Genomic DNA, 20,098 nt, shown 5'->3' with positions numbered 1-20,098 from the left:
CGTTCACGTTCAGCCGGGGTAGACGCCCGCGACGAAGGCGCCTCTGGTGGTGTACTTCTCGAGCGGTTGCAGGGTGTCGGTGTCGTAGGCGGTGACCGAGGTGTCGAGATCGGCGAAGTTGGCCATGAAGGGATCCCACGCCTGTTGTTTGGAGTGGTACCAGCCCGCCAGCGGACTGAAGTAGATCAGCGGCACGCCGTCCGACACGGTCGACAGGTATGCGGTGTGGCCGTCGGAGGAGAACCCGGCGTAGACGGCCGCGCCGTCGGTGGGGAAGCGGTTCAGTTCCGCGCCGGTGTGCGCGTCGAGGATGATCACCTCGTCGGAGTTGTAGTCGCACACCCACAGCCGATCACCGTCCGGGGTCAGGGTCGCCGAGATCGGTTCCGCCCACAGATCCATGAATGTGGTTGTACGCACGGTCCAGCTCGGCACATCCACGATCGTGACGCCGGACCAGAAGTTGACCGCGTAGAGCGTATCGCCGTTCGCCGACAGCGCGCCCCAACCGGGTGCCGCTCCGTTGAGGAATAACGGAATTCCTTGGACCGCACCGGTGTAGGCATCGTATTCGGTCAGGATTCCGGCAGCGGACAGCACGTAGAGCGATGAGCTGTCCGGCGATACCTCGATATGAGCGGGACCGGGCGGCAACATCACCGGAATGGTCCGTACCACCTCGAGGGTCGTGGTGTCGATGACCTGCGTGACCGACAGCGCGGTCGGCGCGAACAAATAGCGACCATCGTGCGACAGGGTGATCGTCGCGTAGGGGGCGCCGAGTGTCGGAATCCGTTTCACGACTTGGCCGCTCGGCATGTCGATCACCGACACGTTCCAGGTCAGCGGATTCGCCGGGCCGAAATTGCCGACGAATATGCGCGATCCGTCCGGCAAGGCCTTCATGACCATCGGATGATCGCCGACATTCGGTATCTCCTGCTGGACTGCCAGGGTGGCCGGATCGAGCTTCACCACCGATCCGGTGCCGTAGTTCGGCACCCAGATCGATCCATCGGGACCGCTGGTGGATCCCGGGATCGATGGATTGGCCAGTGCCATACCGGAGGTCGCGCAAAGGGCGATAGCGCACGCGGCGATGAGGACTGCGGCGCGACGCATCAGCCCGTGGGCGGCTCGATCGATGTCGATGAACAAGACAGACTCTCTTCGTCGTTGCCGGGCGGGCGGTGCCGCTACTTCAGGGAGGGGAGCCACACCGGAACGCCGGGACCGACATTCACCGGAATGGGGTCTCCGACAATCTGATCGGTGCGGGGATCGAAGACGATCACCTGCCCCGGAGTGAGCCCGATACCGGCGGTCACCAGATTGCCGAACAGGAGCGGATCGAGAATCGGGCCTGGATAGGCATTCGACGACGGACCCATATCGGAGATGTAGCCGCGGGTGCCGTCCGCGCTGAACATGACCGCGGTCGACGCGCCGGTGGTCGGAATACGCCCGATCACTTCGTCTTTCGCGGTGTCCACGATCAAGACGTCCGTGCCGCCGAACATCGTGACGTACAGTTTGCTGCCGTCGGGGGTGAGCGTCGAGACGAAGGCGCCGGGATTGCTCAGGTGGTAATCGTGGTCCTCGCCGGTGTGGATCAGCTTGGCCACCCGCCAATTTCGCAGATCGATGACGCTGATCGTGTTGATCGAGTTGGCGTAGAGCTTGGATCCGTCCTTGCTGAAGGTGTACCAGAAGGTGCCGATGCCACCGACGATGAGCGGTGGGCGGACGACGTTTCCGGTGATCGGGTCGATCGCCTCGACCATGCCGCTCTGCATGAATCCGACGTAGAGCAGGCCGTCGGGTCCCTGGATGGCACCCGCCGGAATATCCGGAATCCGCCCGGAAGGCAGATCGGGATAGTGGAAGCGGCGCACGATCGTATCGGTGGCGACGTCGAGAACCTCGATCACGTAACCGATTTCGGGTATAAAGATCTCCCTGCCGTCGTTGGACGTGAAGATGCCCAGCGGCGGGCTTTCCACCGGAACGGACCGGGTGGTGTTCGAGGGCCGGTCGATGACCGTGACGCTCGGCGGGGTGAAGCCGAAGTTGTCGACGTAGACCTTTCTGCCGTCCGGGGTCGCGGTCAGGACGCCGGGTTTGGTCGCCGGACCCGTCGGTATCCGCTCGGTGATGGTGTCGGTCGCGGTATCGATCACCGCGACGGTATTGCTCTGCACCTCCGGCAGATACAGCTCACCGGGTGGTCCCTGCGGCTCGGCGGGCGGGTCCGCGTGCGCTGTGCCCGCCACGACGCACAGCGCGAGGATCGCCGAGATGGCGATGCGGTTGCTGATGATTCGCATATACCCCTCCGGTCGTCAGATGTTGGTGCTGGTGGGAATGCGGCTGGGGAGCAGGTACGTATACGGATCGCGCCCGGAATTGCGATCGTTGATCGTGGCCTCGACCGCCTGCAACGCCGACCTGAACTGCTCCAGAGGGCCACCGGGGCCGACGATCCGGGGATCGTCGAACGCGTTCGGGAACGGGGGGTGATTGGTGCGGTAATCGCCCAGCGGGCGGTAGAGGACACTGCCGAGGCTGTCCAGGGTGTACAGCTGGGCGATCGCCGTCAACAGCGGCGGCAGCATCCGAACCCAATCGGGTTCGGTATTCCCGGTCAGGTCGGATGGTGGCGGAGCCGAGGCGATACCCGCCGAGAACGGCGGGTATTCCATCACGGTTTTCTGCGGGAAGTTGACGGCGGCGTGCTGGGCACTGGCGGTGAAGATGATCATCGCCACGACATCGGCCAACTGCTCGCTGGTATCGATTCGCCGGAAGCCCTTGACCTTTCCGGTTCCCGCGATCTCGTCGGCCCACGCGGTCAGCTCGAAATCGTCGCGCACGTCGCCGTCGGACTGGTAGTACGTCCGGATGTACCCGTCGGCCCAATCGTGGATGGTCGTCCAGATCAGCAGCGCGTCGTCGCGGTACGGGTATTGCAACTGGGCGCCGTCGACGCCGCGTGCGGAGAATTCACTGGGCGGCATGTTCTCGTAGAAGTCCCAGCCCAATCGCGCTTGGCCCGCTCCGGCGATGATGTCGTCGAGTTGCGCGGCGAGGATCAGGTCACCGGTGAGCTCCGGTGCCAGGATGAGGTAGGTCGCCAGCTCGTTGATGAACAGCGACCCCTCGAAATGTGGTGTCAGCAGGACGTTCAACGGGTGATTCACGCCCAGGTGCCGACGGGTGGCCACACAGAACGCCTCGGTGACCAGATGGGTCCGGGCAAGGTGTGAGAACATCTCGTGGTGGTTGAAATCCGCCACTTGGACAACCGTTTTCGCCATCTGCCAGCCCCAGTAGCGGTCGGCGGCGCCGGGATCGGGGCGCAGGAACATCACATGCCTTCCGGGATCCTGGCCACACTGGATCGCCACCGCTTGCAGTTCCCCACCGCCCGCGGGGACCGCGAATGCGGCCATCGGCGCGGTGTTGTATCCGGGCCCGGTCAGCAACTTGTAGGTCGCGGATTCCGATGCCATCGGTCCCAGCTCCGCATAGTCGGCCAGGTACAAGCGGCTCTGCGAGATCGCTGCGCTCAAGCTGTCACCGGGGCCCATCACCGACTGGTAGCCGCGGTTGTCGAGCGGGAAGTTCGCCGGTAGCGAGTCCCGAACCTGCCGCAGCACCATCGGATTCGGGCCCGCGACCCGCATGCGCGCGAAAACCTGGTCGTCGTGGATGACGTCGGCGATCGCGGGCACCGGCAGGGTGGCGTAGAGGAGCCGGTAGCGCTCGACCCCCTCGGGGGTGCCGAAGTTTCCGGTACCCGGACTGTCGAACATCTTGCGCAGGGTGATGAACAGCCCGTCACGAATCTGGTCGAGCGTGCGCAGCGCGGTTTCCGCGGTCTGCATCGCGAGGAATTCAGCACCGCGGGCGACGGGGTCGAGCGGATGGAATACCGGGCCCCCGACCACGGGTGCGACCGTGCGGGCGACGTTGTCGAGCGTGGCCTGCAGACCGGCCAGCTGATCGACCAGCGGTTGCAGCAGATCACCGGCCAGGTGGTTGAAGTGCCTGCTCAGTGCCACCATGATGTTGGAGATCACGTCGTACTGCTGTTGGAGGGTAATCGTCAGCCACTCGAGGGTCGGATAGTCCTCGAGTGACAGCGAGGCGGCCATCGGGACCCCGTGCACGAAATTGGCATCCTCGGTCCACACGTACTTCGACTGCAGGCGGACGAGTTCGCCCGCGCGCGGGGCGGGGTTCGGATCATGCTGTGGGAGTAGCGGATTCACCGGCCCCGGTGCCGCTGGATCACCGAACGGCAGCGGTAGGGGCAGGTCGAACGGCGGCTGGCCGGCCGCGCGCGACCCCACGGTGCCTGCCATCGAAGCTCCGGCTGCCACGACTGATGCTCTGAAGAATTGCCTGCGATCCATTATCAATCCTGACGTGTTCGATTTCCGAAGATTGGATGACCGGAATCGGTCATCCATCACGACTGGACAGCAATCGTTCAGCAACAGTAACTATTGATGATTTGCCGGACAGAGATATGTGAACTAAGACACTATGCAAGTAAGGGTGTAACGGATTCGAAGAATCAAACGATAACCGATCTGGATCAATCTCGTACGAACGAGTCGGATGATCCGGCGATCCCGGCGGTTCGTCTCTATCAATTGCACTCTGCATCAACATGATTCGACAATGGGATGCTCGGCCGGAGCATGTCGGAACGAATGCCCAGTCGTGCCGGCGCTGCCTGTTCGGGTGTGCGGAGCTGAATTTCCGGAAGACCGGATGGACCACCCGACTGACCGGTTGCACCCCCCATTTTCATTCGGCAATCGAAGGCCCGTCACGCATTATCAGCATCTCATTTGTTAATGCGTAGCAAATCTAAATCCGATGTACCGGATCGGAGCGACAGAGGGGAGCGCACCCGAAGAAGACTCACGCGCTCCGCTCCTGAAAGCCGCCGAAGTCCGGCGGCATCGCATGTGTGCTCTGTCAGCGCGGTAGCGGAAAGATGTCGCCGTCACGGGCGATGCTGAGCCGCCCTCGATAGTGCCGGCCGATGCGGTCGGCCCAGCGTGGATCGTCCGGTGGCGCACCGTAGTAGTGACTGAGCACCAGATGTTTCGCCCCGGCCGCGGCGGCCACCGCGCCGACGTCCTCGGCGCTGGTGTGCGAGGCCCGGCTGTAGTCGTCCTCATGGTCGAGAATGGCTTCGTGCACGAGAATGTCGGTGCCGGAAGCCAATTCGATCACGTTGTCGGATTTCACGGTGTCGCCGGAGAAGGTCACCGACCCGCCGTCGATCAGATCGAACCGGAAAGCGAACGACGGGTAGACATTGTGATGCGGTACCAGCGTCGCGGTGACGGCCACGGTCTCGTCGCGGTACACGGGAAACGGGGACATCCGTGGCGCGGTGTGGATGAAATCCGAGCCGGGCGGGACCGCGATCTCGTGGGCTGCGATCAGCTGCCGGATATCACCCTGATGCATGGATCGGATATGGACGTTCACTCCGTAGGCGTAGCCGGCGATGAGGTGGTCGGTGAGGGCGCCGAGCCCGGGTTCGCCGCCGAGGTCGATTCCAGCCGCACTCCCGACGGTCGGCGCGGCCGGATCGAGGCCGGGCTGCAGTCCGCGCGCCGATCCGGGCCCGTACACCTGGAGGGGTCGGTCGGTTTTTCCGTCCCACCAGTAGCCGAGCAGGAAGCTGGGGTAGTCGACGATGTGGTCGATATGGAGGTGGGTGATGAACATCGTTCGCAGCCGGTGGATGTCGAGCCCGGCGTGGTGGAACCGGGGGACCGTGCCTCGGCCGCAATCGACCAGATAGATGTGTGCGTCGTCGCCGTCGCCGATTGTCAGTGCGGTAGCGAATCCGGCTCGGTCGCCGATCGGCGGCCCTGCCGCGGTACCGAGGGTGATCAGCGAATCGGCGGGTGTGGAAACGGATACGTTCCGCGGGGCCGCGGCCATCGCGGCCGGACCGGCTCCTGCGGTCGAACCGACGACCGCTGCCGCCCCACGCATCAGCGACCGCCGGGACACGAGTCCATGATCTTGGCACATGAGGCGCCAACGTAGCGGCCGATCCGAGATTCCGAAAGATAAACGGTCACTGAGATTTTGGGTATTCGGATCGACCGAGTGCGGGTTGCGCAGGGGCTCAGGGAGTGATTGCTGTGACGCCGGGTAGCTGTCCGAACCGTGCTTTCGCATCGAGGGAGACCACAGTTCGGGCGGTTTCTGCTGCGTGGGATGCGATGATCAGATCGTGGGCGCCGCGCGGTGCACCCGCTCGGCGGACGTGGGCAAGAAGTTGGGCGTGGTAGTTGACCGTGCGTTTGGTGTATTCCAGCACGTCGATATCCGCGAGGAGCAGATCCAGTCTGCGTGACCTCGCCGCCGCGCGATCCGGGGTGTCGGCCAGTTCGATGCCGACCCGGAACTTCGCGACGGTCACGGCTGCGACGGCGAGTTCGTCGTCGTCGTAGGCGGTCCGTTCGATGGTTCCCCGCTCGTACGCGATCAGTACTCCCGTGTCGAGGATCAGTGTTCGGCCCACGGGTCCTTCACCTCATCCGAAACCAGCGACAACGCGTTCGCGATGTCCGACTCGTAATCTTCATCGAACGGTGGCACGTCGGTGTCTTCCAGAGCCAAGCGCAGGGCCCGGCCGGTCCGTTTCGGAGCTGGTGTGATGGTCGCGACGGTGCGTCCGTGCCGGACGATCGTGATCGTCTCGCCGTGCTCGGCACGATCGAGCACCGCCGAGAAGTTTCTCGATGCCTCGGCTGCCGTCATCGTAGTCATGAATTCAGAATATCTGATTTTGGGATCCTCGGGCAGGTAGGCAGCAGGGCCTCATAGGCGGCGACGAGGTCGTTGCGGGAGGGCGTTGCCGCCGACCGTCGTCGTGCGTGTGGGTGTGCTGCCACGCCGAAGCGGGTCTGTTTCTACTGGAAAGGATTTCAGGGGAACTGAAATCGATCATGATCCGAAAGGGCGGTGTAGTTTGCTGGAATCTCTTCTGCTGCTTCAACTTGGTTAAGGAGGACCTAAACCGAGTTGGTTAAGCAGGACCTAAAAGGGAACGGACCGGTCGTGCTCTGCGCCGGGGCGTGAGCGGGAGGGTGAAACCCCAGGTAGCGCGGATTTCGGAGGTTCGGGGGCAATGTGCGCCAATGGCAAGTTCATCTTTACGTTGTGTTCTGGGAACGCCATTCCTTTGCGGAAGCGATAAGCTCCCGCGAGAACGGCTGCCGGACGCTGGTTTTCATGTGTCGTGGTGGCTATCCGCAGGAAGCGGCCGAGGTTGGCCGTGCGAGGGAAAGGCCGAACAGAGTATGCGAGGCGTGACTGTGCGCAAGGAGCAGGGAAGACGTCCGGGACGGTGGGCCGGCTGGCTCAGGCGATCCGCGGCATGGATGGCGTTGGCGACGCTGTTGCCGTTCGGGGTGTCGGTGGCCGATGCCGGCACTGCTTCGGCCGCGTTCAATCCGTCGGGCGCCGACTTCTGGGTGACGTCGCCGACCATGGGGCCGATCAAGACCCGCGTCTTCCGTGCGGCCGACGGCAACACCGGTCGCGTCGTGTACGCGCTCGACGGGATGCGCGCCGGACAGGATCTGTCCGGGTGGGAGATCAACACCAACATCGTCGACGCGCTCACCAAGGCGAACATCAATGTGGTGATGCCGATCGGCGGCCAGTCGAGCTTCTATGCCGACTGGAACTCGGCGAGCGAGTTCTTCGGTATGGCCCCCTCGGGTGGAGCGCCGGGCGGTCCGGGCATCACCCAGGTGGCCGCCGGTGGCCCGGGCAAGAGCTACCGCTATACCTGGGAGACCTTCCTGACCCAGGACCTGCGCAACGCCCTGAAGGATCGGCTGGGCTTCAATCCGGTCCGCAACGGCGTGTTCGGCCTGTCCATGGGCGGCAGTGCCGCGCTGACGCTGGCGGCCTACCACCCGGACCAGTTCAGCTACGCCGGTTCCTACTCCGGCTACCTCAACAACTCCGCGCCGGGTATGCGAGAGGCGTTGCGCGCGGCCATGATCGATGCCGGTGGCTACAACATCGACTCGATGGCTCCGCCGTGGGGCGCGGCATGGTTGCGGATGGACCCGTTCGTATTCGCACCGCAGCTCAAGGCCCACAATACCCGACTGTGGGTCGCCGCCGCGACCGGTATCCCCGCCGCGGGCGATGTGCACAGCGCCCTGGACGTGGTTCAGGGTGTCCCGCTGGAGACACTGGCCATGGCCGGCACCCGGGCCTTCCAGGTGCGGATGATGAGTTTGGGTGGGGGCAATACGACCTACGACTTCCCGACCGTCGGCATGCACAACTGGCGCAACTGGGAGTCCGAGGTCTACCGCATGCTCCCCGATCTGTCGGCGAACATCGGCTGATCCGCCGGGAGCCGCCGGCCTAGATCCAGCCCTTGTCACGGGCTTTGAGGGCGGCCTCGTAGCGATTGGATACGCCGAGCTTGGCCATGGCCGAGGACAGGTAGTTGCGTGTGGTGCCCGCCGACAGATGCGCGCGGCGCGCGATGTCCTCGACGGGTGCGCCGTCGATGGCGTATTCGAGGACATCGGCTTCGCGTGCGGTGAGGACGGTGTTGCCGGAGCTGATGGCTTCGGCGGCCAGTTCGGGGTCGACGTAGCGGCCTCCGTTGTGGACGGTGCGGATCACCTCGGCCAGCGTCGCTGCCGAGGTGGTCTTCGGCAGGAAGCCACGCACTCCGGCCGCGAGGGCTCGTCTGAGATAGCCGGGTCTGCCGTGGCTGGTGACGATCAGGCTGCCCGCGCCGGGTGTGAGCCGCTGCAGTTCCACGGCGGTCTCGATACCGTCGATGCCGGGCATCTGGAGATCGATGACGGCCACCGCGACAGGCTCGCCGCTGTCGCTGTGGCGCCGCCACGCGGCGAGGAGCTCCTCGCCGGAGCCGACGTGGTCGACCACGTCGATATCGGCCTCGAGACCGAGCATGGTGGCCAACGCGGACCGGACAAGCGTTTCGTCATCGGCCAGGAATACCGGAATCATCTGTTCTCCCAACGAATTTCGAGCATGAACTCCTCGCGTGACGCGATGACGCGGTTCGTCATCAGTAGTAAGCGCAGTCATCGAATCCCGGTGAGGGACTCCATGATTCGGTGATGACAAAAGTCATCACCGCCGTCCCCGGTCGCGCGCCCGTCGGCTACTGTCCTCAGCTGCCGGTGCTGCCGGTGCCGAGTGCGTCGGTCAGCAGTTGGAGGACGCTCTGACCGACCGACACCACGTCGTAGCCGAGTGTTCCGAGCATCGTGGTGAAGTCCTGCATGGTGGTACTCCTGTCGGGCAGATGACAACGTCGGCGAAACCGCTTGCTCGGCACGGTAATCAGCGATCCGACGCTCGCCAAGTCCGGCGATTCGCCCGCGAGTTCGCCGCTGCGAGATCAAAAGCCCTTCTCGTGCACCAGTTTCCGGTCGGCCGACCCGGTGCTCGTGACCTCTTCCGCCGGGAACCTCTCATCGGACTCCCAGCGGAATTCGCAGCAGATCCGCAGCATCTTGTCGCGGTGTCGCCGACACGCCGATCTCCACCCCGTCGCGGTCTTCGATGCCATCGGATGGCCTCAGGGTGCCGCGTGGAAGGCGATGCGTTCGAGCATGGCGTCGAGTCCGGCCTCGAGTGCTTCGGTATCGCGGTGGGCGCGAGTGAGGATCAGCCCGCCCTGCAGGGCCGCCACCGTCGCGAGCGCGAGGTGGTGGGGGTCGGTGTCGTCGCGCAGGACGCCGCGGTCGACCATGGCGCGCAGGCCGTCCTCGATCGCGGTGGTCCATCGGGTGAAGCTGTCGGCCAGCGCGGCACGGGCGAGCGGATCGCTGTCGGCGAGTTCGTTGGTGAGGCTGCCGAGCGGACAGCCGCCGCGGCAGTCCAGGTCTCGGACGATCGAGACCACCGCGTCCCGCCAGGCGCGCAAGGCCCGCATACTGTCGAGCCGACCGAGTAGGGCCTGCTGTCCGTCGAGGATCCGGGCGGCCTGGAATTCGATCACGGCCCTGGTCAGGGCGCTCTTATCCGCGAAGTAGTGATAGATCTGCGACGAGCTGACCGCGGCGGCATCGCGCACGTCCGGTGTGCTGGTGCCCGCCACGCCGCGTTCGAACATCAGCTGCGCGGCGGCGGTGACGATCCGTTCTCGGGTCGCCTGCCCGCGCGCGGTGCTCGGGCGGGTGGCTGTCTCGCTCATCGCTCCAGGGTACGAGAGATCCGGAAAACTGGATTTGACTATCCAGTCACAGCTCGGTATTACTGGATTGTTCGATCCAGTCAATGACGAAGCCCGAAAGGCTCGATATGACAACCGAAATCGACACGATCGCCCAGCGAGTAGCGACCCTGCATGCGGAATCGGTCACCCGGCTCCCCGGTGAGGTGCTGGCCGCATTCAGCGCCGAGCAGGCGCTTCTGGACGAGGCGGGAATCCCGGCCGGAGTCCTGCCCGCCGGATCCGCGATGCCCGATGGTGAACTGCTCGACGTGCACGGCAACCCGACCACACTCACCGAGGCCCGCCGGGGTAAGCCCGCGGTGGTCGTCACCTATCGCGGCGCGTGGTGTCCGTACTGCAATGTCGCCCTCCACGCGTATCAGGAACAGCTCGTGCCCGTCCTCGCCGACCGGGGAATCGAGCTGATCGCGATCAGCCCGCAGAAGCCGGACGGCTCACTGACCATGGCGGAGAAGAACGAACTGACCTTCACGGTGCTGTCGGATCCGGGCAACCGGATCGCCCGCGGCCTGGGCGTGCTGACCGCCTCGACCGAGGCAGCCCGCACCGCGCAGCAGACCCTCGGACTGGATCTGACCCAGGTCAACGCCGACGCCACGCACGACGTCCCGATGCCCACGGCGGTGCTCGTGGACGCGACCGGGGTGATCCGCTGGATCGACGTCCACCCCAACTACACCACCCGCACCGAATCCGCCGACATCATCACCGCACTCGATCTGCTGGCGTGACACCGTTCAGTGCTGGAGGGTTCCGTCCGGGCTGAGCAGTACGGTCGCCGCCTGCGCGCGCTGGAAGTCGAACATGCCTGTCAGATCACCGGATTCGGTGTCGGAGGCGCCGTTGCCCAGCGCGGGCAGGCTCCAGTTCTGCTCGATGAACTTCACCACCGACGACTCCTCGGTGAGCGTGTGATCGACGTAGTTCGACTTGGCGTAGGGAGAGACGACCAGCAGCGGCAACCGCGGACCGACACCGCAGCGGCCCTGATGGCCGCCCATCGCCGGTGTGGTCCCGCAGGCGGCGTAGGCATCGGATGAGGTCTTGGAGCCGTTGATGATCGGCCCGGCGACGTGGTCGTACCAGCCGTCGGAGTCGTCGTAGGCGAGGACGATGGCGGTCGAGGCCCAGTCCGGCGACTGCTCGACGGCGTTGATGGTGTCGACCAGGAAGTGCTGTTCGTCGATCGGATCGGAATAGCCCGCATGCCCGTTCTGGTACGCACCGGCTTTCACATAGCTCACCGCCGGCAGCTTGCCCGCCTTGGCGGCCCGGGTGAACCAGGTCGCGTCGTATTGGTGATTGGCGGGGCCGCCCCGGCCGATCTCGTCCAGTGATCCCGGTTCCGTGTGGTGGGGGTTGGCCGTGGACTTGTAGAACTGGAACGGATCATGGTGCGGCACATAGTCGATGACCTGTTGTCCGCCGAGGTTCTGATGTTGGGTATCGCAGACGGCATAGCCCGCGGCGTTCTTACCGGTCGCGGTGAACCCGGCCTGGAACCAGCCCCAGGAGATGCCCTTGTCGTTCAGGCCGTCGCCGATATTCCTGCCCATCATGGTCAGCAGGTTGTCGGTGCTGGTGTGGCTCTTGTCCGAACAATCGTCGTAGGCGGGGTCGGCGTCGTCGATATCGGAGCCGACGCCCTGGTCGTCGGCGGCGGCCACCAGATTCGGATCCTCGACGACCTTGCCGGTCTTCGGGTCGGTCGCTCGCGCGCCGTAGGTCTGTGCCGCGGTGACTTCGAGTGCTCCCGGGGTGGACGGGCCGAAGGTGGTGCCGAACGAATTGTCGTTCAGTGCATAGTGCTGGGCGTAGTTCCACAGTGCGGTGACGGTGTTGCCGTCGTAGTAGTCCATCACGATGCCGTTCGGGCCGTATTCGCCCTTGCAGTCGGCCACCTGGGTCTTCTGGACGAATTGGTCCATCTTGCCGTTGTCGTAGGCTTCCTGCTCCGGTTTATAGGAGTGGTCCTGATCGCAGGTCATCGCCTGTGTCGGTGAAAGGCGTTGCGGTGGAAACAGATTCGGGTTGTGGGTGAGTAGATCCGGCGTCAGGCCGTTGACCTGCGGCGTGCCCGCGGTCGCGGTGAACGGCACCCCGTCGGTGTTGGCCGCGTTCGGGTAGGTGCCGAAGTAGTGGTCGAACGAGATGTTCTCGTCGTAGAGGACCACCAGATGTTTGATCGGCGTCGTGGTCGCCGCCGCTGCCGGTGGGGTGGTGGTGGGCTGGGTGCCGGTCGACGACGAACATCCGGCGGCGGCCAGTAATCCGGTGGCCGCCGCAGCGGCCACGATCGCGCGGGGCGTGCGCCGTCGTGCCCCGTCGAGCACGGAGATGCGCTGTGCCCGAGGATTTCTGCCCATGGAGTCCTCCTGTGAAGCAGTGTGGTGCAGCCAGCTGATCCTCGTACCCGCAGCTGTCGGCCCGGTGAACGGGCGGCGACCGGCAATCGTCACCGCAGTAGTGCGCGCCCGTAGTAGTCGTGGTCGTCGCGTACGCCCGGCAGTATGAAGAAGTATCCGCCGCCGAAGGGTGAAATGTAGTCCGTCAGTGGCTCATCGATCAGTCGCCGCTGCACCGTTTCGAACTGGTCGATCGGATTGCGCTGGTAGCACAGGAAGATCAGGCCCTGGTCGAGGTCGCCGACGGTGTCCATACCGCGGTCGTAGTTGAAGCTGCGGCGCAGGATCCGGCTGTCCGCGGTCTGCGGTGTGCGCGGATTGGCCAGCCGGATATGCGAATTCAGCGGGATGACCGAACCTTCCGGATCCGTGGCGTAGTTCGGTCGGTCCTGCTCGTGATCGCCGTCCAGCGGCGCACCGTCGCAGCGGCTGCGGCCGAACATGTTCTCCTGCTCGGTGATATCGACCCGATCCCAGAATTCCACCAGCATCCGGATGAGTCGGATCACCTGATACGTGCCGCCCGCCGCCCAGGCCGGCTCTGTCTCGCCGGCCCAGACCAGCCGGTCGTATTCCGGCGGATCCGGATTGGCGATGCCATCTTTGAAGCCCATCAGGTTTCGCGGTGTTCCGGACGGTCGCGGTGGACTGACGAAACCGTCCATGCGCCACCGTGGTTGCATCGCACCGCGGGTGGCGCGGGTGATGGCGCGCAGGGCGTGTACGACGGTATCGGAGTCCGGCGCGCTCACCTGCAGGCTCAGATCGCCATGGCAGTACTTCGGTCGCAGGTTGTCGTTGGGGAAGCCGCGCATCGCATGCAGTGCCGCGGGACGCCGGTCGGCCAGGCCGTACCGGTCGTCGAACAGCGATGCGCCCACCCCGACCGTCACGGTCAGGCCCGCCGCCGGGGCATCGGGTCCCAGCAGCCCACTGTCGGCGGGCGGTGCGGAGATGCCGACGGCGGGTGCGGGGCCGCCGGTGGTCAGGGCGCGCGCGGTGTCGGTGAGAGTCCGCAGCAGGTCGGCGAGTTCGGCGGGATTCTCCGCGATCATGTCGTAGGCCGCCACGATCGTCCGCGTTCCCGGTCGCGGTGGATCCGCGATGCCCGCCTGATGAATTCCGTGGAAGGCGGGTGTGGGCGGTATCGCCCCGTGCTGCTGCGGCGCCGCCGACGCGGCGCTGGCCGCACCGGCGACTCCGGTGGCGAGCGTGCCGCGCAGGAAGGATCGGCGATTCACCGAAGGCGGTGTCATTGGAAGGTTTTCCGAGGGGTGCAGATGGTGGCGATCGGGGCGAGGTATTCCAGGAGTCGGCCCAGCGTGCCGTCCAGGTGTTGCCGGTCGGCCTCGCTCAGGTCCGCGACCGGGGTCCAGTGCGCGTCGTGGTGCTGGGCGGTCAGCAGGGTCCGGAACCGGTGCAGCCAGGTGGTGGTCTCGGGCAGTGGCGAATAGCGGGTTCTCAGCAGCGGATCCAGCACCGACAGCAGCTCCTCGGTGCCGTCGACATTGGCCTGCGCGGTGGCCAGCGTGGTGCCGCTGCCGTAGTCGGCATCCCCGGTCAACTGGAATTGCAGTGTGTTCTCCAGGATCTCGTGGGTGCGCAGCCCGAGATCCCGGATCGGCACCTGCATGGTGGGGAAGTCCGCGACCAGGGCGTGCACGTCGGTGTCGAGTCGATTCGCCGGTCCGATCAGGTCGACCGAGGGTTCGGTATGCCACAACCCGTATTCCATCCGGTGGAAGCCGGTGAATCGCGGGTCGTGCACCCCGCCGGGCAGGCCGTCGGCGCGCCCGTCGAGTCTGTCGTCGTACTCGCCGAATGCGTCGTAGGCCGCGCCGAGGCGCTCGTAGTCGAGGTGGGCGGTCAGCCATGTGGTCCTCGCCGCCGCGGTGTCGCCGCGATCGATATCGGCGCGCAAGGCGTCGGTGTCGATCGCCAACTGCCGCAACCCCTTCGAGACGTACGCGGTGTACTGGGCATCCGGACCGTACAGATCGCCCGGGGCGACCGGTGCGATCGCGGGCCCGGCCGCGGCGCCGGGGAGGGTGATGACCGGACCGGTGATCATCGGATTGTCCGAATTCTCCATGGCGCAGCGGAAGGCGAAGCGGCCGCCGCCGATTCGCACCCGGACGCCGCGGGTGGTGTTCGGGCCCATGTCGACGACCTCGGCGTAGATCGCGCCGGTACCCACATCGATCAGGTCGACGGTCGTCGGATTGCTGCCGGTGTTTCGGAGATACAGCGTCTGCTCCCCGGGCCGCGGATTCTGCCAGCCTGTGCCGCAGTCGTTTTCGGCGACCTGGATGGTCTGCAGGTTGGGTGTGCCGGTACACGAGGCCGTGGCCGTCAGCGCCGCCGCCACGGCCACGGCGGTGATGCCGCGCCGCGGCCGACTCATCCTGCCCATAACCAGGCCAGCCTAGGACTTCGGTTCATCGGCTCACGCCGCCGTCACCACCTGTACAGCGGGAATTCATATCCGCGGCGAAAGGCGAACCTTCCGCAGGTCATGGCGACCTCACGATAGGCCCCAATAATGTTGCGGTACAAGGGATTCGGGGTCGGCAATAGGGGATGCCTTGGAGCGGTTGACCAACCGATGCTTCCGTGCGAAAGTGGTTGGGCGAGCGATAGTTTCGAAGCAACTTAAGGTCTTCCTAGACGTTCGATCGGCGTCATTACCGAGGCGCATTCTCCGGCCTGTGCCGAAACCAGTGAATACCTCCGCGCTGCGCGGAAACTCGCGACGGCCCGGTGGAAGAAAAGAAGTAACCAGAAGAAGTGATAACGACGGAATGGAGTTCGCTCATGCAGGATACGACCGCCAAGGAAGCAGTCTCGAAGCGCTACGCGCCTCCGGTCGCCGTGCGGGTCGGTCGCGTCGCCACCGACACGTTCGGCACGATTCACACCAAGAAGGACGCCACCACCTGGGGTTTCAAGAAGCAGCACTGAAACCGATCGGGGCCCAGTGATACAGGCCCCATTCCCGGGAACCACTTCGGGTTCTGAGCAACACCGATGAAACACGGTGGGGATCGAGACTCGTCGATCCCCACTCGTGCGCCACATCGTCCCCGTCATCGCCCGGCATTACCGTCTGTTTCGAGGCTGCCTATGTACGCGCTGACCACAAGCCTTGTCGTCCTTCCCGATTCGTCGGGTGGCGTCCGGGCCGGTCGACAGGTTCCCCATCACGACCCTGAAATCGTCACCCATTCGTCCGGGCGACCGTGGCTGATCGGCCAGTGGGCGCCGGAGAATCTCGTGGTGGCCGAGGCGGGCGGTGTGCGGATCGCGGTGTTCGGGCATTGCCCGATGAGTTCGGAGCGACTGACCGCATTCGCCGCCCGCATTCGTACGCCGAGCGATGTGGACTCGCTGGCTCGGATATTGCCCGGCAGCGCGCATCTCATCGCCTCGATCCACGGCCGGGTCCGGTTCCAGGGCACACTCACCGGTTCCCGGCAGGTCTTCTCTGCCCGCCTGGAGCAGATCCCGATCGCCGCCGACCGGGCGGATGTGCTGGCGGCGATGATCGGCGCCGAGCTGGACGAGGATATGCTCGCGGTGAATATCGCATGCCAGCAACTGATTCCACCGCTGAGCGAGCGCAGCTGGTGGCGCGGAGTGCAGCGGGTCGCCCCGGATTCCTATCTGGTGCTCGACGATACCGGCGCGCGGCCGGTGCGCTGGTGGAGCCCGCCGGAGCCGACCCTGACCCTCGCCGAGGGCGCGCCCGAAGTGCGTGAGGCATTGCGGGAGGCGGTGGCGTGGCGCAGACCGGCGCAGGGGCGGCTGTCGGCCGATCTGTCCGGGGGAATGGATTCCACCTCACTGTGCTTCCTCGCCGCCGAGCACACGCCCGATCTGCTCGTCTTCCGCCGGACCGAGGGCAGCGCGATCAACGACGACCCGCACTATGCGGGCGAGGCCGCGCGGCTGCTGACGCGGGCCGAACATATCGAACTGCGCGATGACGACGGCCCGACGGTGTTCGCGCCCCCGTACTCGTTGCCCGATACCGAAGCTCCGCATGCCCTGGTCCGAGGCATCAACACCATCAGAAACCAGATCCAGCGACTGGTCCGGCACGGCACCACCCTGCACCTGGCCGGACATGGCGGTGACGAACTGTTCACCGGCAGCGCCGTATACCTGCACTCCCTGCTCTGGCGGCAACCGGTGACGGCGTGGCAGGATCTGCGCGTACACCGGGCCTTGGGACGATGGCCGCTGCTGCCCACGCTGGCCGCACTGTGCCGCAGCGGCGACCTGAACTCGTGGTGGCGGCACAGCGCCGACCATCTCACCGACCCGCCACAGCCGCCGAACGCCCCGAAGCTGGACTGGGCCTATCCGCTGCGAGTCACGCCGTGGGCCACCGCCGATGCGGTCGGCACCGCGCGACGAGTGCTCCGCGACGTCGCCGAGCAGGCCGTGCCGCTGGCGCGTGATCGCGGTCAGCACGAGGCGCTGACCTATCTGCGTTTCGCGGGCCCGCTGTTCCGGCAACTCTGCCGCGACTACGCCGAAGGCGGTCTCCGCCTTGATCTTCCGTACCTCGACGATCGCGTGGTCGAGGCCGCGCTCATGGTCCGGCCCGCCGAACGGTACAGCCCGTGGCGGTACAAACCCCTGCTGGCAGAGGCGATGCGCACCCATGTTCCCGATTTCATCCTCGATCGTCGCACCAAGGGCGACTACGAGGAGGAGGTCGATCATGCCCTGCACCACCATCTTCCCGACCTGCTGGATCTTTTCGAGGATTCGGCCCTGGCCGCCCGCGGGCTGATCGACGTCGATGCGCTGCGCACCAGCCTGTACACGCCGACAGGCGGCGAGCAGGACGATCCGGCGCCGAATCTGGAGATGACGCTCGGCTGCGAGATGTGGCTGCGGCACGTCGCACAGCCCCGGCAGGCCCGCGCGGAGGAGAGACTATGAGCACGCCCTACGCCGCACCCGAACGGATCCGATTGCCCTGGCGGAACAGGGTTGTGCCGCTGCTGGCCGTCGCGGTGGCCGCACCGCTCACCCGGCTGCCACCCGCGGTGCTGCGCGCGGTGCTGGCATTCGTCAGTCGCGGCGCCCGCCCGGCCCGGGCCGACCAGGCCTCCGCGGCGCGCCGGGCGGTCATGGCGGTCAGCATCCGCTGCGCGGTCAACGGCTGTCTGCAGCGGGCGATCGCGACGGCACTGCTGTGCCGGGTCCGCGGCAGCTGGCCCACCTGGCAGCTCGGCGTGCGTACCGCACCCTTCGGCGCGCACGCCTGGGTGGAGGCCGAGGGGCGGATGATCGATGAACCGCTGCCCGAGGGGTACTACACGCCGTTGATGACCGTCGCGCCGGCGCGATCCGGCGCCACACCGGACCGTCCTGCCCCGCTGGACACGGGCACGGGGATCTTCCGTACTCGTGCCCCACGGGGCACGGGCACGGGAACCTTTCGTATGCATCGTGACGTGCTCAGCGCCGAAACGAACGCCGGGGCGGTGCTGCTCAATCTGCGCACCGGGCAGTACTGGCAGCTCAACGACACCGGGCTGGATTCGTTGCGGCGCATGCTGTCCGGGCAGTCGGTCGACGATATCGCCCTCGGGCTCGCGGGTGAATACGATATCGAACCCGCGCGCTCGCGCCACGACCTCACCACGATGGCCGACCAGCTACTGGGCGCCGGATTCCTGGTGAAGCCGTAATGCTGCGCCAACTCTGGCGGATGACCGGGGGGCACCGTGTCGCACTCGCCGCGGCCCTGCTGCTGACGCTCGTGGCGGCCGGGCTCGGGATCGCGCAACCGATCGCGATGAAGGCCGTCATCGACGCGCTCGGCACGGGCCGGTCGATCACGCTGCTCGTGGTCGGACTCGTGAGTCTGCTGCTGCTCGAGGCCTGCGTCGGCGCGGGGGCGTCGTATCTGCTGGAACGCACCGGGGAACGGTTCCTGCTGCGGATGCGCACCCGCCTGTTCACGCATCTGCTGCGGCTGAGGATGCCCACGTTCGACCGATTCCGCCTGGGGGACTTGATGTCCCGGGCGTCGACGGATGTGATCATGGTGCGCGAGGCCGCGACCCGGTCGGTCGTGGATATCGCGACGAGTGTGGCGATGATCGTGGCCACGATCATCGTCATGTTCCTGATCGACCCGGTGCTGATGGGTGTCGTCGTCGGTGTGCTGCTCGCCGTCACCGCCGCGACCAGCGGCATGACCGTCGGGATCGGCCGGGTATCGGCCCGGCTGCAGCATACGGTCGGCGCGATGTCGGCGGATCTGGAGCGCGTGCTGGGGGCGATCCGGACGGTGCGGGCCAGCCGCGCCGAACACCGTGAGACGCAACGTCTGATCGGCCTCGCGCACGACGCCTATGACGCCGGGGTGCACAGCGCCCGTCTCGTGGCCGGGGTCCACGCGCTCATCACGATGGCCGTGAACGGTGCCTTTCTCGCGGTTCTGCTGGTCGGTGCGGTGCGGGTCAGTCAGGGCGTACTCACCTTCAGCTCACTGGTGGCGCTGCTGTTGTACGCCAACCAGCTCGTACTGCCCGTCGCCCAACTCGTCGAGGGTGTCGCGACGGTGTACAAGGTTCGGGGCGCGGCCGAACGGGCTCAGGAGGTGTTCGCACTTCCCGTCGAGGAGTCCGCGGCCGTCGGTGCCGCCGTACCGAGCGCCGCGGATTCCTCGGCGGTGCTGGAGATCCGGAATCTGCGCTTCGGATACTCCCCGGCCGCGCCTGTGCTGCTGGACCTTTCGCTGACCGTGCCGCGGCATTCGATGGTGGCGCTGGTCGGATCGTCCGGAGCCGGGAAGTCCAGCACCTTCGCCCTGATCAACCGCTTCTACCAGCCGTGGCAGGGCAGTATCCGGCTCGACGGGCATTCGCCGGACGAGCTCGATCTCGCCGCTTGGCGTGCGCGCATCGGCTGGGTCGAGCAGGATTGCCCGATACTGCACGGCACGCTGCGCGACAATCTCCGTTACGCCGCTCCCGACGCCGACGACGAGGCCCTCTGGCACGCCATCGATCTGGTCAATCTGCGGCAGAAGGTCGAGAAACTGCCGGACGGGCTCGATGCCCAGGTCGGCGAGCACGGCGCCCGGCTGTCCACGGGGGAACGCCAGCGCGTGGCCATCGCCCGAGCCGTTCTCACCCGGCCCCGCCTGCTGCTGCTGGACGAGCCCACCGCACATCTGGATCCGGCCAACGAGGCGGCGCTGACCGCGACCCTGGGCAATCTTCGCCGGGAATGCTCGCTGCTCGTGATCGCCCACCGCATGTCCACCATCCGGTCGGCAGACACGATCCTGTTGCTGGCCAATGGAACTGCGCGGGCGACGGGGGCCTGGCCGAAGCTGTTCGACACGCATGTCGAGTTCGCCGCGCGATAATCG

General features: G+C 65.9%; 17 protein-coding genes. 6 read left to right on the top strand and 11 right to left on the bottom strand.

The features are described from left to right. Positions 1-9: 9 nt before the first annotated feature. The 6 genes from ACIA76_RS35735 to ACIA76_RS35710 form a co-directional block, all read right to left on the bottom strand. Positions 10-1,158 (bottom strand): hypothetical protein, encoded by a 1,149-nt coding sequence (locus ACIA76_RS35735; RefSeq protein WP_397158526.1) that lies wholly within the window; start codon positions 1,156-1,158, stop codon positions 10-12. A 38-nt stretch (positions 1,159-1,196) separates the two neighbouring features. Continuing rightward, positions 1,197-2,327: a YncE family protein gene (locus ACIA76_RS35730; protein ID WP_397158524.1), complete on the bottom strand. Its 1,131-nt coding sequence runs from the start codon at positions 2,325-2,327 to the stop codon at positions 1,197-1,199. Positions 2,328-2,342: 15 nt separating this feature from the next. After that, the gene (locus ACIA76_RS35725; protein ID WP_397158522.1) at positions 2,343-4,367 is read right to left on the bottom strand and encodes a lipoxygenase family protein; all 2,025 of its coding nucleotides are present in this window, start codon (positions 4,365-4,367) and stop codon (positions 2,343-2,345) included. A 625-nt stretch (positions 4,368-4,992) separates the two neighbouring features. Further along, positions 4,993-6,030 carry an MBL fold metallo-hydrolase gene (locus ACIA76_RS35720; RefSeq protein WP_397158569.1) on the bottom strand — a complete coding sequence of 346 codons (1,038 nt, stop codon included), beginning with the start codon at positions 6,028-6,030 and terminating at the stop codon, positions 4,993-4,995. Positions 6,031-6,166: 136 nt separating this feature from the next. Further along, entirely contained in the window at positions 6,167-6,565 is a 399-nt protein-coding gene (locus tag ACIA76_RS35715) for a PIN domain-containing protein (protein WP_397158520.1), read from the bottom strand. Further along, positions 6,550-6,804: a type II toxin-antitoxin system Phd/YefM family antitoxin gene (locus tag ACIA76_RS35710; protein ID WP_397158518.1), complete on the bottom strand. Its 255-nt coding sequence runs from the start codon at positions 6,802-6,804 to the stop codon at positions 6,550-6,552. The genes ACIA76_RS35715 and ACIA76_RS35710 overlap by 16 nt, the downstream gene beginning before the upstream one ends. A gap of 542 nt (positions 6,805-7,346) precedes the next feature. On the opposite strand from ACIA76_RS35710, the gene ACIA76_RS35705 reads away from it, so the two are divergent. Further along, positions 7,347-8,414 carry an alpha/beta hydrolase gene (locus ACIA76_RS35705; RefSeq protein ID WP_397158516.1) on the top strand — a complete coding sequence of 356 codons (1,068 nt, stop codon included), beginning with the start codon at positions 7,347-7,349 and terminating at the stop codon, positions 8,412-8,414. Positions 8,415-8,433: 19 nt separating this feature from the next. Here ACIA76_RS35705 and ACIA76_RS35700 read toward each other — a convergent pair whose 3' ends face one another. Together ACIA76_RS35700 and ACIA76_RS35695 are read right to left on the bottom strand one after the other, a co-directional pair. After that, positions 8,434-9,054, bottom strand: a complete 621-nt coding sequence (locus ACIA76_RS35700) for a DNA-binding response regulator (protein ID WP_397158514.1) — start codon at positions 9,052-9,054, stop codon at positions 8,434-8,436. A 577-nt stretch (positions 9,055-9,631) separates the two neighbouring features. Then, complete coding sequence (locus ACIA76_RS35695) at positions 9,632-10,249, bottom strand: TetR/AcrR family transcriptional regulator (protein WP_397158512.1); 618 nt, start codon at positions 10,247-10,249, stop codon at positions 9,632-9,634. 83 nt (positions 10,250-10,332) lie between these two features. Here ACIA76_RS35695 and ACIA76_RS35690 point away from each other — a divergent pair, with 83 nt between their 5' ends. Then, entirely contained in the window at positions 10,333-11,022 is a 690-nt protein-coding gene (locus ACIA76_RS35690) for a peroxiredoxin-like family protein (RefSeq protein ID WP_397158510.1), read from the top strand. A gap of 6 nt (positions 11,023-11,028) precedes the next feature. Here the strand turns inward: ACIA76_RS35690 and ACIA76_RS35685 are convergent, their stop codons facing one another. The 3 genes from ACIA76_RS35685 to ACIA76_RS35675 all read right to left on the bottom strand — a co-directional run bounded on the left by ACIA76_RS35685 (position 11,029) and on the right by ACIA76_RS35675 (position 15,109). After that, on the bottom strand, positions 11,029-12,657 hold the full coding sequence (locus ACIA76_RS35685) for a phospholipase C (RefSeq protein ID WP_397158508.1): 1,629 nt from the start codon (positions 12,655-12,657) through the stop codon (positions 11,029-11,031). Positions 12,658-12,746: 89 nt separating this feature from the next. Then, complete coding sequence (locus tag ACIA76_RS35680; protein WP_397158506.1) at positions 12,747-13,952, bottom strand: Dyp-type peroxidase; 1,206 nt, start codon at positions 13,950-13,952, stop codon at positions 12,747-12,749. Further along, a complete protein-coding gene (locus ACIA76_RS35675) occupies positions 13,949-15,109 on the bottom strand; it encodes an EfeM/EfeO family lipoprotein (RefSeq protein ID WP_397158504.1) in 1,161 nt (386 codons plus the stop codon). Before ACIA76_RS35675 ends, ACIA76_RS35680 begins: the two co-directional genes overlap by 4 nt. Positions 15,110-15,510: 401 nt before the next feature. On the opposite strand from ACIA76_RS35675, the gene ACIA76_RS35670 reads away from it, so the two are divergent. The 4 genes from ACIA76_RS35670 to ACIA76_RS35655 all read left to right on the top strand — a co-directional run bounded on the left by ACIA76_RS35670 (position 15,511) and on the right by ACIA76_RS35655 (position 20,095). Next, positions 15,511-15,657: a hypothetical protein gene (locus tag ACIA76_RS35670; RefSeq protein WP_397158502.1), complete on the top strand. Its 147-nt coding sequence runs from the start codon at positions 15,511-15,513 to the stop codon at positions 15,655-15,657. A 162-nt stretch (positions 15,658-15,819) separates the two neighbouring features. Further along, the gene (locus ACIA76_RS35665) at positions 15,820-17,649 is read left to right on the top strand and encodes an asparagine synthase-related protein (protein ID WP_397158500.1); all 1,830 of its coding nucleotides are present in this window, start codon (positions 15,820-15,822) and stop codon (positions 17,647-17,649) included. Next, entirely contained in the window at positions 17,646-18,404 is a 759-nt protein-coding gene (locus tag ACIA76_RS35660) for a lasso peptide biosynthesis PqqD family chaperone (protein WP_397158498.1), read from the top strand. Before ACIA76_RS35665 ends, ACIA76_RS35660 begins: the two co-directional genes overlap by 4 nt. Positions 18,405-18,424: 20 nt before the next feature. Continuing rightward, positions 18,425-20,095, top strand: a complete 1,671-nt coding sequence (locus ACIA76_RS35655; RefSeq protein ID WP_397158496.1) for an ABC transporter ATP-binding protein — start codon at positions 18,425-18,427, stop codon at positions 20,093-20,095. Positions 20,096-20,098 lie beyond the last annotated feature (3 nt).

This window comes from Nocardia sp. NPDC051570 (assembly GCF_044454005.1).
Classification (GTDB): Bacteria; Actinomycetota; Actinomycetes; order Mycobacteriales; family Mycobacteriaceae; genus Nocardia.
Note: the sequence above shows the minus strand (reverse complement) of the source record. Positions and strands in the feature narration are given on the sequence as shown.

Coding starts and splice junctions, on each gene's coding strand:
- ACIA76_RS35730 (WP_397158524.1), bottom strand. CDS start 2,327: ATGCGAATCATCAGCAACCGCATCGCCATCTCGGCGATCCTCGCGCTG.
- ACIA76_RS35725 (WP_397158522.1), bottom strand. CDS start 4,367: ATGGCAGGCACCGTGGGGTCGCGCGCGGCCGGCCAGCCGCCGTTCGAC.
- ACIA76_RS35720 (WP_397158569.1), bottom strand. CDS start 6,030: ATGCGTGGGGCGGCAGCGGTCGTCGGTTCGACCGCAGGAGCCGGTCCG.
- ACIA76_RS35710 (WP_397158518.1), bottom strand. CDS start 6,804: ATGACGGCAGCCGAGGCATCGAGAAACTTCTCGGCGGTGCTCGATCGT.
- ACIA76_RS35705 (WP_397158516.1), top strand. CDS start 7,347: ATGCGAGGCGTGACTGTGCGCAAGGAGCAGGGAAGACGTCCGGGACGG.
- ACIA76_RS35700 (WP_397158514.1), bottom strand. CDS start 9,054: ATGATTCCGGTATTCCTGGCCGATGACGAAACGCTTGTCCGGTCCGCG.
- ACIA76_RS35695 (WP_397158512.1), bottom strand. CDS start 10,249: ATGAGCGAGACAGCCACCCGCCCGAGCACCGCGCGCGGGCAGGCGACC.
- ACIA76_RS35690 (WP_397158510.1), top strand. CDS start 10,333: ATGACGAAGCCCGAAAGGCTCGATATGACAACCGAAATCGACACGATC.
- ACIA76_RS35685 (WP_397158508.1), bottom strand. CDS start 12,657: ATGGGCAGAAATCCTCGGGCACAGCGCATCTCCGTGCTCGACGGGGCA.
- ACIA76_RS35680 (WP_397158506.1), bottom strand. CDS start 13,952: ATGACACCGCCTTCGGTGAATCGCCGATCCTTCCTGCGCGGCACGCTC.
- ACIA76_RS35675 (WP_397158504.1), bottom strand. CDS start 15,109: ATGGGCAGGATGAGTCGGCCGCGGCGCGGCATCACCGCCGTGGCCGTG.
- ACIA76_RS35670 (WP_397158502.1), top strand. CDS start 15,511: ATGCAGGATACGACCGCCAAGGAAGCAGTCTCGAAGCGCTACGCGCCT.
- ACIA76_RS35665 (WP_397158500.1), top strand. CDS start 15,820: ATGTACGCGCTGACCACAAGCCTTGTCGTCCTTCCCGATTCGTCGGGT.
- ACIA76_RS35660 (WP_397158498.1), top strand. CDS start 17,646: ATGAGCACGCCCTACGCCGCACCCGAACGGATCCGATTGCCCTGGCGG.
- ACIA76_RS35655 (WP_397158496.1), top strand. CDS start 18,425: ATGACCGGGGGGCACCGTGTCGCACTCGCCGCGGCCCTGCTGCTGACG.